Below are 14544 nucleotides of genomic sequence, written 5' to 3'. Positions count from 1 at the left end.
TGGATTACTTAGCCCCAACCCTCTCCCGCGAGGAACAACATAATATCACAATAAATCTTCTCGCGGGCGAGGGGGTTCTCTTTGGTTTTGGCAATTTTTCTTATTGAACAAAAATATATCAGGATCACTCAGCGCTTCACTGTATGCGGGCTACGATTATAAATATTATTTCAAAACAGAAATAACGCTAGAGAAATTGTCTTGCCATAAAACATGTCCCGGAGAGGCCACAAAACGCCAATGGGGTGCACTGAGGAGTTGTTGAGCAAACGATTCATTGCTGGTTAATAATACCCATTCGGATGATAACTGATATTGTTTAATATCTCCTGGATGCTGTTGATGTAAAACAATCAAATCTAAACGACGCCCGATTGCAGAGAGCACAGGAAGAAGATTGAGGTGTCGGTTACTAATGTGGACTAAAAGTATGCCATGTTTGGATAACATTGATAGGTACTGTTGAATCGCCTCTAACGTTAATAAATGCGTAGGGATAGCATCAGAACTGAACGCATCTAATAGAATCATGTCCTGGTTAAATGGCTGAAGTTGTTTGATTTTTAAGCGACCGTCCCCTAGAACGATGCGTGCATCTTTGGCGCAGTCGCGAAGAAAGGTGAAGTAATGAGTATTTTTTGCAAGCGTGAGGACTTGTGGGTCAATTTCAAATAACGTCAATTGATCATCTTTATCAAATTGACAAGTCATCATACCCGTCCCTAAACCAATGATTGAAGCATTAATTGGCCCATACTGTTGATGATAAAGGTGAATAATAGGTGCTAAAACACCATAATAGGATTGCTGTCCATTTTGCTTGTTTAAAGACATCACCTCGAACCCATGCACCGTGGTATGATTAAATAAAATATGCATATCCCCAGACTGAACGACGGATTTCACGCCAAAAAAATTACGCTTTTTCGCTAAGGTCAGGTTGCCATGGGTTGGGTTGGTTAAGCTAAACAGGGTAATCATCAGTAAGCAAAGGATCATATATAACCGTCTCGGTTGCCATATAAATAGACTTGCTAAGAGTATTAAACTGGTTAATCGATGGTTGCTAACCCATTGATAATCATAATAACTTCTTGCTATATAACTCAATGTAAAGAACAAAGCCACCATGATTAGGCAGAGCCAGTCATACCGTTTTGCTTTGAGGTTGATAAAGGCGAACATTAGAATTAATACAAGAGGGTATTCATACGTATCAGAAAAAAAATGTGCTGCGAATAAGCCATTAAATAGTCCAGCTAAGAGGCCTCCACTTGCGAGACAAAAATAAAATAACGTTAATTGATGAGTGGGTGGACGATTTTGGTAGAGCAAGTTGTGGCAATAAATTGCGATGGTAAAAAAGGACAGATAATGAAAGAGGATTAATTGCCAACCCTTAAAAATAATGGGTCCACCCAATATCACGATTAAAGGAAAGAAAGCAGCCAATATTAAATAGCGATGAAGATTTACGTGTTTTACCCATGACTTCGAATGAAATGTTAGAATAAAAGATAATAGATAAAGCGCGAGTGGAATACTCCATAACAAAGGTGTGACGGCAATTTCTGAGGAAACATAGAACGTTACACCGAGCATTAAGCTGCAAGGTATGAATGATAGTACCACCCAGTAAAGCGGTTTTTTCCAAGCAATAGCGCTATTTGGGTTAGTGGCAATTTTCGTTGTTTGCTGTTTTGGAAAAGCAAACAAACAGATACTCAGTAGGACAAAATAGAGGATGTATCCAACATTCCAACCAATAAATTGCGTGCCTAAATAACTATATCGTTCAATGATCCATGGGTATAAGAGCAAGGCAAGTATACTACCTGAGTTACTTGCGATGTATAAAAAATAAGGATCAGAGGCTTGCTTAAGCGACGTTTGGCTATAGGCATATTGAATCAAGGGGGCGGAAGAGGCGATGATGAGGAGTGGCAATAGTAATTGTTTGATTAAGCTTAAAAGAATGGCCTGTTCTGGGTTTTGGTTTGGGCTTAAATATTCCATGAGCACAGGAATGGCGCTAAAACTAACTGCAATAAGCACTAAATGGAGCCCTCGCCATAGAAAAGGTCGTTTGATCCGTGAAATTAACCAACTATAGCCGTAGGCTAGCCAAAGAGTTAACTGAAAAAATAGCACGCAAATTGTCCACACCCCCGGGCTTCCACCATAGACAGGTAGTAATGCTTTAGCCACCATTGGTTGAATGACAAACAATAAGAAGGCACTGCAAAAAAGCGTGAGGGAAAAGGCTAAAACCGCCAAGAAAAATCCTTATGGTGATCGGAAGGCTATCATAATAGGATTATTTAAATCGCTTGTAAACGGACACTTGCTTGGACAGCCGCCTCGTTTCCTATCAACAACAAAAATTGGCGGTTGGGTTGGCTGTCATACTGTCGGTTCCTGTTGTCGATGATAGGATAGGTAGCTGATTGGGGGTTGGACGGCGCGCCAATTCTGAATGAGGGGTATACGAATTCTCATTTTTTGGCGTCTTATCCGGTTGCATTTTTGCAAGCGCTGGATTCACTTCTGGAATATTGCTTTCCTCTTTAATGTCTGAGTTTTTAGGGGTGGAAAACCAATTTTCTAAAAGATGTTCAAACGACCAAAGGGACAGGCCAGTGGTTAGAATGGAAGCTAAGCTGACAATGTAGACAGCTGCAGCTGGGAAAAATATGACGCCTGTGACCGACAATGCAGTCACCACGCTGATGGTAAAGACAATGGTTGTATAATTGAAATTCGTTTGTTGATGCTTGGTGTCCGGTAACTGGCGATAGTGTGGGGGATTTTCCATTTTATTGCCTTCACCAACCACCCACAAAAAGTTGCTGACAACCATTAACCAAGCTGAGATTACGAATGCAGTTGGGTTGATGATTGCAAGAAGCGAACAACCCATGGCAATGCTGCCAATAATGGCTGAAGCAGTGAATTGCGCTTTAAATTCTGCGAATGTGTACCAATGATGATTGACGCCTTTTTCATCGGGGTATTTTTGACATGCGGCTATCCATAAAACATATCCTGCTAAATACATTAATAAAGCAGTGACGTTACTTCCCACTCGGACTACTGTCATAGGAACATATTGAAGCTTGGAGAAGAAAGCCCCAACTGTGAATAACAGACCACTCGATTTTTCTAGAACTTCATAGTCTTTGTCCATAGCAACATCATGTATCTTTATTTTTTTCTATCATAAGTGTTTTTTTAGAAAAAGGATAGATTTTTACCACTGCTTTTTATATCGGTGATCGTTTAACGCTGTGTCATAGGAAGGATGATACTAACCTGTAATCCTTTTCCAGGGTGGTTGTTAAAATGAAGTTGCCCATGATGCAAGCGGATGGCCTCCATGGCGATGCTTAACCCAAGACCATAACCCCCGGTTTTCTTTTCACGTGATATATCGACACGATAAAAGGGATCGGCAATCTTTTCTAACTCTGTTTCGGGTACCCCAGGTCCTTGATCCAATACGGTGATTGTGACCGTATTATCCTCGTGATTTAGGTGTTGTGTTAGCCATATATGCCCTTGGTCGGGAGAGTAACGAAGGGCGTTACGCAGAATATTTTCAATTGCTCGATGCAGCAATCGTTTATCGGCATCCACAGCAACCGCTTGATTGTAGTCAAAATGAATGGTGATTTGCCGATGCTGTGCTTCAAAATGTGCATCGTCTACTAAATGGGTGAGCAAATCCGTTAAATCGACGGCTTGATAGGGATGTTCCTCAGTTGAGTTTTCTAATCGAGCATATTCTAGAATCTCACCAATTAAGTGATTAAGACGGTGGCACTCCTTTTCCATTCTGTCCAATTGAGTCGTGTTTTGGCTATTTTTGCGGGCAAGTTCAATGGCAACTTGTAAACGGGCAAGAGGGGAGCGTAATTCATGGGATATGTCAGATAAAAGACGTTCCTTCGAATGCATAATGGCTTCTATCTGTTCTGCCATCCGATCAAAATCTTGGCTTAGTTGAGCTATTTCATCTCGACTGTGACCTTTAAATCGTCCAACGCGGGTTGATAATTCACCACGACCAATGGATTTAGCTGCTTGTCCTAAAAGCCTCAATGGCTGAGTGAGGTAATAGGAGAGTAAATAACATATTAAACCGCTGATAAAAACGCCCAGTAGCACCCTTAAAACAAGACTTCCCCAGGGAAGGTGACTTAAGGGATATATTGGTTTGTTGGTAATGGCAGCTAATCGATAAATGGCACCTGAGGTTGCTACCAATTCATGACTGATGATCAGATTATGAAATTTGAATAAGCCCTCATCAAGCTCTTCATCAATGAGGTTTTTAGCGATGGTCTTAACAGATTCAGGCGGGTTATCGTCACCTAGCACGCCTTGTTTGGAGCTGAGCAAATAAAAATGCATGCCTTTTTGTTTACCTGTTTTTTCAAGCCATTTTTTCAGCGTAGAGACATTGCCAGTCTCATAAGTACTCACTGCAGCTGTGGCATAACTATCCATAAATATTTGTTCATGAGCATGCAGGGATGATTTATGGGTGACGATGGAGATAACCCACGTCGTTATCAAAATGATAACGATGGTTGCTAACCAAAAAGATAGGAATATTTTCCAATATAAACTACGCATTAAACATATACCCGTAGCCACGTACGGTTTTGATGAGAGGCTCTCCTTGTCGGTTATCGCCTAATTTATTGCGAAGATTTGATATATGCACATCGATGCTTCGGTCATAGGCAGTGTATTTACGATTAAGCGCATATTCCGTCAATTCTTCCTTTGAAAAAGCTTGGCCGGGTGATTTTAATAGCATCTCGAGTATATTAAATTCCGCGTTGGTCAATTCCATCGGATTACCTTTAAACGTGACCGAGCGTTTACTGCAATCCATATACACATCATGGGATTCTAAGATAGGTCGTTGAGAGGGTAGTTTTTGTACACGGCGTAATATGGCTTTTAAGCGCGCGACGAGCTCTCGAGGGTTACATGGCTTTGCGAGATAGTCATCGGCACCGATTTCTAGACCAACAATTTTATCAATATTATCGCCTCGTGCAGTCAACATTAAAACAGGCGTTGATGAATGTTCACGAATTGCTTTTAGGACTTCAAAACCATTGAGTTTGGGAAGCATGACATCCAAAACGATGGCATCATAGGACTGATTGATGGCTCGTTTGACTGCCGATTCTCCTTCATGTTCGACGTGAATTTGAAAGCCTTCTGGTTCTAAAAACTCGACAATTAAATCGGTTAATTCCGTGTCGTCATCAATAAGCAAAATGGTGTTTTGCATAATTATGGTGCTCACAAAGTTGATTCATTACGGTTATGGATACAGGATAAAAGCTTAATTCTTCTCGCATCTGCATTTATTACTTTAAACTGCCAGCCGTCAATGTCAATGCTTTCCCCTTGCTTGGGTAAATAGCCAAACCGATTTAATATAACGCCACCAATGGTGTCATAATCGGAATCATCAAACTGGGTATGTAATATTTCGTTGACATCCTCGATTGGGGTATGTCCTTTGATAATGTATTGTTGATTGCGATGAACTTTTATGTTGTCTTCTTCTTCAATGTCAAATTCATCTTCAATATCACCAATAATTTGTTCGATGATATCTTCAATGGTCACAAAACCACTGACCTCACCGTATTCATCGACAACAATGGCCATATGATTTCGGTGGGAGCGAAATTCACTTAACAACAGGTCAAGCCGCTTACTTTCAGGGACAAATGTTGAGCTGCGTATGATATCGTCGATGTCAAATTCTTCGGTATTGCTTGGATTTTGATAGCGCAGTAAGTCTTTGGCATGCAAGATCCCCTCAATGCGCTCTTTATCTTCGCTATAGACAGGGAATCGGGAATGACCACTTTCGGTTATGATATCAATCACTTGTGCAAGGCTGGCTTGATGAGGAATTGAAACCATTTGTGTTTTGGGAACCATGATGTCCCGCACGCGAAGCTGGGCAAATTGTATGACGCCTTCAGTCATGTTTAAGGTTTCATTATCGATGAGTTCTCGTTCCCGGGCATCTCTTAGTAGGCTGATGAGTTCATCTCGATTTTGTGGTTCACTGGTTAAAAACTGTCTTAATCTAGAAAACCATGACGGGCTATCTTCTTCAGTGCTCAAGTTTTGCTCCTTCTGTTTCACTGTAAGGGTTAGGGATGTTGAGTTGGGCCAGAATTGAAATTTCTTGCATTTGCATGACCTTTTCGTCCTTTTCCTCAATATGATCATACCCTAATAAATGTAAAACGCCATGGACGCAAATATGGGCCCAATGATCGCGTAACGGTTTATTAAGTTGAACCGCTTCGTCAGCCAACACGGCAGGGCAGATAACCATATCGCCGAGAATATTTAATTCTTGTTGAATATCTTTAGGCAGTTCGCTTGGAAATGAGAGGATATTCGTTGGCGTCGGCTTATTTCGGTATTGGCCATTTAGTTCAGACATCTGTGTTTCATCAACAAAGCAAATACAAATATCGCCGCTTTGTTGTAAGCGGCTTAAAGTCAGACCAACCCATTGGATAATGTCAGCTTGAGGAATTGGTATCAATAACTGATTCTCATTTTGGATATCAACAGACATTATTTATTTTCCTCATCTTGCTCGTAGCGCTCGATGATTTGCGTGATCAAGGGATGGCGAACAACATCGGCACGGTCAAAGTGATGGATAGCAATATCGTCAATGTCTTTAAATATGTGAACAGCATGCGTTAATCCGGATTGGGTGCCTTTCGGTAAGTCGGTTTGCGTGGTATCGCCCGTGATAACGACCCGTGAAGAAAATCCCATTCTCGTGAGAAACATTTTCATTTGAAGTACGGTTGCATTTTGTGCTTCATCCAGAATGATGAAGGCTTCATTGAGCGTGCGGCCGCGCATAAACGCAAGGGGCAAGACCTCGATAATGTCATTTTGTATCAACTTTTGCGTTTCTTGAAAACCAAGCATTTCATAGAGGGAATCGTAGATGGGGCGTAAATAGGGTAACACTTTTTCCACTAAATCACCGGGTAAAAAGCCAAGTTTCTCACCGGCTTCAACAGCAGGGCGGACAAATATTAGTCGTTGGACTTCTCCCTTTTCAAAGGATTCAACTGCTTGGTTAACCGCCAAATAGGTTTTTCCAGTGCCCGCTGGGCCAACAGCAAACGTGATAGCCTTTGTTTTCATGCTAGCGATATAGGCCGCTTGATTGTGATTTTTGGGGGTGATGAACTTGCGCGTTCGACGCGAATTTTTGGAAAGCGTTTGCAAAGGTGTCTCCTGGTATATAATACTTTCAATAGTACTCGGGGTAATGGGTTCAGAGGAAAGGGTCATCATTTGATGAACGACATCGTGGGCTTGATGAGCCTGCTGATTATTGCTGGCTATGACAATGAGACGATTATTTCGTATAGACAAGTGTAATCCTAATAATTTTTCAATTAAGGATAGATTTGAATTTTTGGGGCCGAGGAAATTGCGTCGATGGATGCTATCGATATTTGGCAATAAAAACGATTGCTTTATTAGCGTGCTACTCAAATAATTACCTAACCAAAAAAATATACAGGTTATGTTTAAATAATAGTCTATTTATGGTTAAATGATCAAGTGTTTCTGAGCCTAATTAGTCCTAAGTTCCTTGAATCGAACCCTTGAAGAATCGATCAATTCGGATTATCTTTAAGGCCTTCGATAAAACGTACGCCATTTTGCCTTTTCTCCTATCGGGGGAGATGGTGCTTAAAGGGCGGGTGTGGGGTCCTTGATTGAAAGTAAAACTGGAGAGTGATGGTGCCAATATACGAGTATGAATGCAAAAAATGTCATCACCAATTTGATTTAATGCAAAAAATGAGTGATGAACCCGTGAAGCAATGCCCAAAATGCTTTCAACTATCGGTTGTTCGTATGGTATCTGCCGCTGGATTTCAATTGAAAGGCAGCGGATGGTATCAAACAGATTTTAAAGAAAAACCTAAAAAAGCATCCGAGAAAACGGATGCAAATGCATCAACAACAGCATCGGCAGAGCAGCCTGCTCAGAAGTCTGGGCAAACAACTCAGAAAAAAGGTGATGACAATTGAAATTTAAACCGCTCAGGCATTATTTAGTCACTGGCCTTATCGTTTGGCTTCCGATTATTGTTACCTTATGGATATTTCGCTTTGTCATTGAATTGCTTGATAAAACCATTTCCTTATTACCGCACGCCTATCAGCCGGAACAGTTAATTGGCTTTCATTTGCCCGGGTTAGGTGTCATCGTCACGCTCCTTGTTTTATCCATGACGGGTATGTTTGCTACCAATTTTTTGGGCCAACGGATGGTGCGGTGGGGGGAATCCATATTAGCACGAATCCCCCTAGTGCGTTCTATCTATAACGCAGCAAAGCAAGTTATCGAAGCGGTATTCTCAACGAATAGCCAAGCTTTTCGCAAAGTCTTGTTGGTTGAATATCCCCGAAAAGGGATGTGGAGTATTGCTTTTTTAACCAATCAGTCAAATCCTTATATCGAAGACAAAACAGGTTTGGAGATGTTGACCATTTTCATCCCAACAACACCGAACCCAACGTCAGGGTTTTTGATGGCTATTCCAAAATCGGAAGCTACCGAGCTGGACATGTCTATCGATGAAGCTTTAAAATTGGTAATTTCATTGGGTGTCATGCAGAATGGTTTGCCCCCTCAAAATCAAACTGTAACAAATCCTTCTAATCCTTAATTGTTGAAATGTCGATAGGTCCTTTATGAGAACACATTATTGCAACCATGTAACCGAAACCTTGTTAGACCAAACTGTGCGCATTTGCGGTTGGGTTCATAATCGACGGGATCACGGCGGCGTCATTTTTTTAGATATTCGCGACCATTCGGGTTTGGTACAAGTTGTCTATGAGCCAGAAAATGAAGCCGTTTTTACTCAGGCTGAACGCTTGCGCCATGAGTTTGTGATCCAGGCAACCGGGGTTGTGAGAGCCCGCCCAGAAGGGATGATTAACTCGGCTATGGGAACGGGAAAAATCGAAGTCGTGGGAGTTGAGCTAACCATTTTTAATCCGGCGCAAACGCCACCTTTCTTGCCCGATGAACATCAATTTGTCAATGAAGATCTTCGCTATAAATACCGTTATTTAGATTTGCGACGCTCATCGATGCAGCATAATATTCGACTGCGTCATAAAATGATTCGTTGTATTCGTGATTATTTAAATGACCAACAATTTGTGGACATTGAAACACCCATGCTTACCAAAGCAACGCCCGAAGGGGCTCGGGATTATCTTGTCCCTTCTCGAGTGCATGCTGGTTCGTTTTATGCGCTTCCCCAATCGCCGCAATTATTTAAGCAACTATTAATGATGGCGGGTTTTGACAGATATTATCAAGTTGTTCGCTGCTTTCGGGATGAGGATCTACGCGCTGACAGGCAACCTGAATTTACCCAGTTAGACTGCGAAATGGCATTTGTTGATGAATCCGTTGTGATGCGTGTGATTGAAGGATTATTAAAAAAAGTATTTAAAGAGGTAATCAACGTTGATATTCCTGATTCGTTGCCTGCAATGACCTATGATGAAGCAATGCGTCGATATGGCAGTGATAAGCCCGATCTTCGCATCCCTTTAGAGTTAATTGATATCGAAGACATTGTCAAAGACTGTGATTTCCAAGTCTTTGCACAGCCTGCCTCTCAAGAAGATGGTCGTGTGGTTGTCATGCGCTTGCCAGATGGTTGCCAATTGAGCCGAAAAGAGTTGGATGACTATGCTAAATTTGTTGGTATCTATGGTGCCAAGGGATTAGCGTATATAAAAATTAACGACTTAAAGCAAGGCATGGATGGTTTGCAATCGCCAATCTTGAAATTCTTGGCACCTGAGATGGTTAAATCCATCCTAGAGCGAGCTAAAGGTCAAACCGGTGATGTACTATTCTTTGGCGCAGGTGACACAACGATCGTTAATGAGTCAATGGGAGCGCTGCGTAATAAATTAGGCCATGACAGGAACCTTTATACGCATGATTGGGCGTTGCTGTGGGTGATTGATTGGCCGATGTTTGAGTGGGATGAACAAAATCATCGTCATGCAGCCATGCACCATCCTTTCACAGGCCCACAAACGACTGAGCCAAGTGAGTTACGAAACAATCCAGAGACTACCAAAGCCCGAGCTTATGATATTGTCATCAACGGTTTTGAAATTGGCGGTGGTTCGATTCGAATTCACGACGCAGCAATGCAACAAGTGGTGTTTGAGTTGCTTGGCATGAGTCATGATGAGGCGCGAGATAAATTTGGTTTCTTACTGGATGCTTTTTCCTATGGTTGCCCGCCACATGGGGGGATTGCGCTAGGGGTTGATCGATTAGCCATGCTATTAACAAATAGTGATTCGATTCGCGATGTGATTGCATTCCCCAAAACACAATCAGCTTCGTGCATGTTAACTGAAGCGCCTTCACAAGTTAGCCAGGCTCAATTGGATGAACTTGCCATTGCAGTGGTTACCGAGGAACCATCCTCACACTAAATTGATTGACAATGAATGTGACGATTGAACCACCTTTGACAGAGGCAGCGTTAACCAGGCGCTGTCAATCAATTGCCGGTAAAACGCTGGCCCAGATTGCATTACTTTGCAATTGGCAGCTTCCCTCTTCAACCACACAAGGGAAGGGATGGGCAGGCCAATTAATTGAGACTGTCTTAGGGGCAAGTGCAAGAAACCAGGCATCCCCCGATTTTGTTGAACTCGCAATCGAACTTAAAACATTGCCGCTGAACCAGAAAGGCTTTCCTGCTGAGTCAACTTATGTGACCAATATCCCTTTGCTGACTATTCACCAACAAACCTGGGAAACCTCCGCTTGTTGGCAAAAACTAAAACGTGTTCTTTGGTTGCCGATTGAAGGGGATAGTCGTATACCCATTGCACAGAGAAGGGTCGGCATGGGTTTCTTGTGGTCTCCTACCAATGAACAATCAACCCTGTTACGCCAAGATTGGGAAGAGCATGTTGAACGCATTATTTGTGGCGAGCTGGAAGACATTAATGCGAAGGCAGGCAAGTATTTACAAATTCGGCCGAAAGCTGCAAATGCCCGTACGTTGACAGAAGCATTTGATAAACAAGGCAACCTTACCCAAACTTTACCCAGGGGATTTTATCTTCGGCCATCCTTTACAAAACAAATACTGGGTTAACACTCGCTTCCACGCTTTCCTTTGTCATTTATTGCAAAACTTTAGGGACGTTCTTTAGGGACAATCCCGGGTATGATATGATTTTAGTATACGCTATTTTTCATGATGACTTTGATGCGAGAGTCCTATCATTTTCAACGTGCTGAAACAATGTTAGCTCAGGCAAATTTGGGCTCTCATTCATTACAATCAGCACTCACTGAGCTAATGCGCTATTCCCCTTTTACTTGCCAGCAAATGACCCATTTAGTGGCTATGATGGAGCGGGACAATGGTTTAGAGCCTTATTTTGCATCCGATTATCAGCATTTGCTCAATGAGCTTGATTTGACAACGACCTTGCCCATCTTTTGCCAGCAACTTCGTATCATTCGCCATCAACAAATGTTGCGATTAGTATTACGAGAAATCGCGGGGCTTTCTCATATTGAACAAACATTACGATGTTGGTCTGATTTTGCTGATATGGCTATTCAAAAAAGCATTGAATATGCCACCCATCAACTTGCTCAAAAGCACGGGCGGCCAATGGCAAAGGACGGCATGCCTGCCCATTTAGTCACACTGGCAATGGGAAAGCTGGGTGGGCAAGAGCTGAACTTTTCCTCAGACATCGATTTGATTTTTACCTTTGATCACCATGGCGAAACAAATGGCGAAATCCGCATTGGCAATCAAGAGTTTTTTATTAAAGTGGTCCAACTTTTTAGCCAAATTATGCAACAAAAAAGCCAAGATGGCATCGTGTTTCGAGTGGATTTACGCCTAAGACCTCACGGCGATAGTGGATCGCTGGTTCCTTCTTTGGCATCAATCGAAACGTATTACCAAGAGCAAGGACGTGATTGGGAGCGATACGCGATGGTAAAAGCCAGAGTGGCTGAGTCATCTTTGCCTGCCTCGCTCAGAAAAACGGTCGACGCGATGATTATCCCGTTTGTTTTTAGGCGCTATGTTGATTTTAGTGTGATTGAATCATTGCGCGGCATGAAGTCCCTCATTGAGCGAGAAATTGAGTTAAATCCTCGATTAGATGATATCAAGCGGGGAAAAGGTGGTATTCGAGAAATCGAATTTGTGGTTCAAGGAGCTCAAATTATTCGCGGGGGTCGAATACCGCCATTACGTGTTCAATCGACGTTGACCGCGTTAGCCATATTAAAGGAGCACAAATTATTAGAGCGGTGTGATGCGCTCAAAAAGTCGTATTTGTTTTTTCGTCAGCTCGAAAATTTGCTGCAAGTGAAAGGGGATTTACAGACACATACATTACCTGAAGAGCAAGCAAGTCTTGCAATGATTGCCGCTCTCATGCGCTTTGATGACGTGGATGCTTTTTTGAAACGATTAGAACAGTATCAGCGTATTGTTAGCCAAATATTTCAATCGTTTTTAGGGAAACAGCCTTCATTTGAAGACGATAAACGCGTTGCTTACAAGCAAATTGAAAATCTATGGGAAGGGCATATTGAAATGGAAATGTCGATGCACCTCCTTGAGAGCTTATCCTTTGATGATGCCAAGCGATGCTACCATCTGATCAATGATTTTCGTCAAACGCACCGTGTTAGACGGCTTAGCCAAGTATCAAGAATGCGTTTAGGAAAATTGATGGTGATGATCATCTCTGAATTATCCAAACTTAAAAATCAAGCGGCTGTGTTGCTTCGCTTAATTCATTTGTTAGAGAGTATTGTTGGAAGGGGGACTTATTTAGCCTTACTGACTGAAAACCCTCATGCAATTCAAACCTTAATCTATTATTTTGCTGAAAGTGAATTCATTGCCCAATTAATCGTTCAATATCCTTTTTTATTAGAGGCATTATTAGAAACCGAATCGCCTTCATTTTCCTTGCCCAGTCGAAATGAGTTAAATCAAATTTTACAAAACCGTGTTCAATTTGCAGAAAATGATGAAGGTAAAATTGAAATTATTAAACAATTCAAATTAGAAAGCTGGCTGTGTGTAGCGCGTGCCATGATTCATAAACATGTCCCTGTCATAAGAGTCGGCCGCTTTTTAGCGGATCTAGCGCAAGCGATTGTCAATCAAGTTGTGCATATTGCCGTTGAGCAATTGGTTGAAAAATACCCACGAATACAGCGCTTAGCGGTTTCATTTGCTGTTTTGAGTTATGGCAAAGCGGGTAGCCGAGAGCTTAATTTTGATTCGGATTTGGATTTAGTGTTTGTGCATAATTTCCCACGCAACGATGAAACCTTGGCCATGCGATTAAGTCAACGCTTGATCCACATGCTAACAACCCGGTCTCAAACTGGCGTGTTGTATGCCGTGGATACGCGGCTAAGGCCTTCTGGATCAGCAGGATTATTGGTGAGTCACTGGGATGCTTTTGCGCACTATCAACAAAACCAAGCCTGGATATGGGAGCATCAAGCATTATTAAAAGCGCGTGTCATGTATGGAACCCGCCACTATCGAATGCGGTTATTGGCACTAAAAAAAACCATCATTATACAGCCTAAGGATGAAGGTCAGTTGGCAAAGTCTGTCAAGGACATGCGAGATAAAGTTGGCTATGAAACGGAAGACAAAAAAGACATTAAACGCTCTCCTGGGGGGCTGTTGGATATTGAATTTTTGATTCAATATTTGGTTTTACGGGCAAATAATATTGATATGGCCCGATACACGCACACCATCAGTTTGATGCACCAATTATACAAGCATCGGATAATCTCTCATGATCAATTGGTTCTTTTAAAGTCAGGTTGGGAGAAAGCGCACCACCAACTTCAGGTGCAATCCATTGGTTTAAAGCGAAAAATTAAATCCTATCCTTTCAAAGAAATCACTTCGATCTATCAATCGTTTATTGGTTGCTCGGATTAAGCTGCGTTCGGAACACTGTGGTTACAGTGTTCCGAAAAACCGGTACAACTATTCTACCGCACAGGTTGGGTGACAGTCTTTGTCTTTGATTCCATGGGAGTTGCAGGCTAGCTTTGCTAGTGCAAGCGCTTTGTCTTTATTTAACATAGTGAAAGACCAGCTTTCTCGCTTACTGTTGGTGATCGCGCAATGCCATCGGCTGGTGTTGGTTCCTGTGTCAAAACAATCAGCATCGCAATTATCTTTTTTTATGCCATTTTCTTGGCAAATGCTAAGGGCCATTTGCTCTGCATCAGTTTCCTGAGGGGCAGAATAAGTGAATTGCTGTTCTTTATCGTTACTGACATTACAAACCCAGTTTGCATGAACACTGCCGACAAACAGTGCCAAACTTGCAACTGCTGTAGCCAATGATCGGATTCTCATACCTTCTCCTTGT

General features: G+C 42.0%; 13 protein-coding genes. 5 read left to right on the top strand and 8 right to left on the bottom strand.

The genetic code is table 11. From position 1 onward, the window contains the following. Positions 1-165 precede the first annotated feature (165 nt). The 7 genes from AB3348_RS09075 to AB3348_RS09045 form a co-directional block, all read right to left on the bottom strand. Positions 166-2277, bottom strand: a complete 2112-nt coding sequence (locus AB3348_RS09075) for a spermidine synthase (RefSeq protein ID WP_367607275.1) — start codon at positions 2275-2277, stop codon at positions 166-168. Between the two features lie 94 nt (positions 2278-2371). Continuing rightward, positions 2372-3187 (bottom strand): hypothetical protein, encoded by an 816-nt coding sequence (locus AB3348_RS09070; RefSeq protein ID WP_367607274.1) that lies wholly within the window; start codon positions 3185-3187, stop codon positions 2372-2374. A gap of 92 nt (positions 3188-3279) precedes the next feature. Next, positions 3280-4638 carry a sensor histidine kinase gene (locus AB3348_RS09065; RefSeq protein ID WP_367607273.1) on the bottom strand — a complete coding sequence of 453 codons (1359 nt, stop codon included), beginning with the start codon at positions 4636-4638 and terminating at the stop codon, positions 3280-3282. Beyond that, a complete protein-coding gene (cpxR, locus tag AB3348_RS09060) occupies positions 4631-5311 on the bottom strand; it encodes a two-component system response regulator CpxR (RefSeq protein ID WP_367607289.1) in 681 nt (226 codons plus the stop codon). Before cpxR ends, AB3348_RS09065 begins: the two co-directional genes overlap by 8 nt. An 11-nt stretch (positions 5312-5322) precedes the next feature. Then, on the bottom strand, positions 5323-6165 hold the full coding sequence (locus AB3348_RS09055; RefSeq protein ID WP_367607272.1) for an HlyC/CorC family transporter: 843 nt from the start codon (positions 6163-6165) through the stop codon (positions 5323-5325). Then, positions 6155-6631: an rRNA maturation RNase YbeY gene (gene ybeY / locus AB3348_RS09050; protein ID WP_367607271.1), complete on the bottom strand. Its 477-nt coding sequence runs from the start codon at positions 6629-6631 to the stop codon at positions 6155-6157. The genes AB3348_RS09055 and ybeY overlap by 11 nt, the downstream gene beginning before the upstream one ends. Beyond that, on the bottom strand, positions 6631-7578 hold the full coding sequence (locus AB3348_RS09045) for a PhoH family protein (protein WP_367607270.1): 948 nt from the start codon (positions 7576-7578) through the stop codon (positions 6631-6633). Before AB3348_RS09045 ends, ybeY begins: the two co-directional genes overlap by 1 nt. A 252-nt stretch (positions 7579-7830) precedes the next feature. Between AB3348_RS09045 and AB3348_RS09040 the strand changes: the two genes are divergently transcribed. From AB3348_RS09040 to glnE, 5 genes are all read left to right on the top strand, one after another. After that, positions 7831-8124, top strand: a complete 294-nt coding sequence (locus tag AB3348_RS09040) for an FmdB family zinc ribbon protein (RefSeq protein WP_367607288.1) — start codon at positions 7831-7833, stop codon at positions 8122-8124. Next, positions 8121-8765 carry a DUF502 domain-containing protein gene (locus AB3348_RS09035; RefSeq protein WP_367607269.1) on the top strand — a complete coding sequence of 215 codons (645 nt, stop codon included), beginning with the start codon at positions 8121-8123 and terminating at the stop codon, positions 8763-8765. Before AB3348_RS09040 ends, AB3348_RS09035 begins: the two co-directional genes overlap by 4 nt. Before the next feature lie 25 nt (positions 8766-8790). Beyond that, on the top strand, positions 8791-10575 hold the full coding sequence (gene aspS / locus AB3348_RS09030) for an aspartate--tRNA ligase (RefSeq protein ID WP_367607268.1): 1785 nt from the start codon (positions 8791-8793) through the stop codon (positions 10573-10575). Positions 10576-10586: 11 nt separating this feature from the next. After that, positions 10587-11249, top strand: a complete 663-nt coding sequence (gene mutH, locus AB3348_RS09025; RefSeq protein ID WP_367607267.1) for a DNA mismatch repair endonuclease MutH — start codon at positions 10587-10589, stop codon at positions 11247-11249. A gap of 102 nt (positions 11250-11351) precedes the next feature. After that, a complete protein-coding gene (gene glnE / locus AB3348_RS09020) occupies positions 11352-14105 on the top strand; it encodes a bifunctional [glutamate--ammonia ligase]-adenylyl-L-tyrosine phosphorylase/[glutamate--ammonia-ligase] adenylyltransferase (protein WP_367607266.1) in 2754 nt (917 codons plus the stop codon). A 48-nt stretch (positions 14106-14153) separates the two neighbouring features. Here glnE and AB3348_RS09015 read toward each other — a convergent pair whose 3' ends face one another. Further along, positions 14154-14531, bottom strand: a complete 378-nt coding sequence (locus tag AB3348_RS09015) for a hypothetical protein (protein WP_367607265.1) — start codon at positions 14529-14531, stop codon at positions 14154-14156. Positions 14532-14544: the final 13 nt, after the last annotated feature.

The organism is Legionella sp. W05-934-2, from assembly GCF_964199965.1.
Taxonomy (GTDB): domain Bacteria; phylum Pseudomonadota; class Gammaproteobacteria; order Legionellales; family Legionellaceae; genus JAFIFT01.
Note: the sequence above shows the minus strand (reverse complement) of the source record. Positions and strands in the feature narration are given on the sequence as shown.

What these genes read in the sequence shown, in the direction of transcription:
- AB3348_RS09070 (WP_367607274.1), bottom strand. Translation starts at nt 3,187, where the DNA reads ATGGACAAAGACTATGAAGTTCTAGAAAAATCGAGTGGTCTGTTATTC.
- AB3348_RS09065 (WP_367607273.1), bottom strand. Translation starts at nt 4,638, where the DNA reads ATGCGTAGTTTATATTGGAAAATATTCCTATCTTTTTGGTTAGCAACC.
- cpxR (WP_367607289.1), bottom strand. Translation starts at nt 5,311, where the DNA reads ATGCAAAACACCATTTTGCTTATTGATGACGACACGGAATTAACCGAT.
- ybeY (WP_367607271.1), bottom strand. Translation starts at nt 6,631, where the DNA reads ATGTCTGTTGATATCCAAAATGAGAATCAGTTATTGATACCAATTCCT.
- aspS (WP_367607268.1), top strand. Translation starts at nt 8,791, where the DNA reads ATGAGAACACATTATTGCAACCATGTAACCGAAACCTTGTTAGACCAA.
- mutH (WP_367607267.1), top strand. Translation starts at nt 10,587, where the DNA reads ATGAATGTGACGATTGAACCACCTTTGACAGAGGCAGCGTTAACCAGG.
- glnE (WP_367607266.1), top strand. Translation starts at nt 11,352, where the DNA reads ATGATGACTTTGATGCGAGAGTCCTATCATTTTCAACGTGCTGAAACA.
- AB3348_RS09015 (WP_367607265.1), bottom strand. Translation starts at nt 14,531, where the DNA reads ATGAGAATCCGATCATTGGCTACAGCAGTTGCAAGTTTGGCACTGTTT.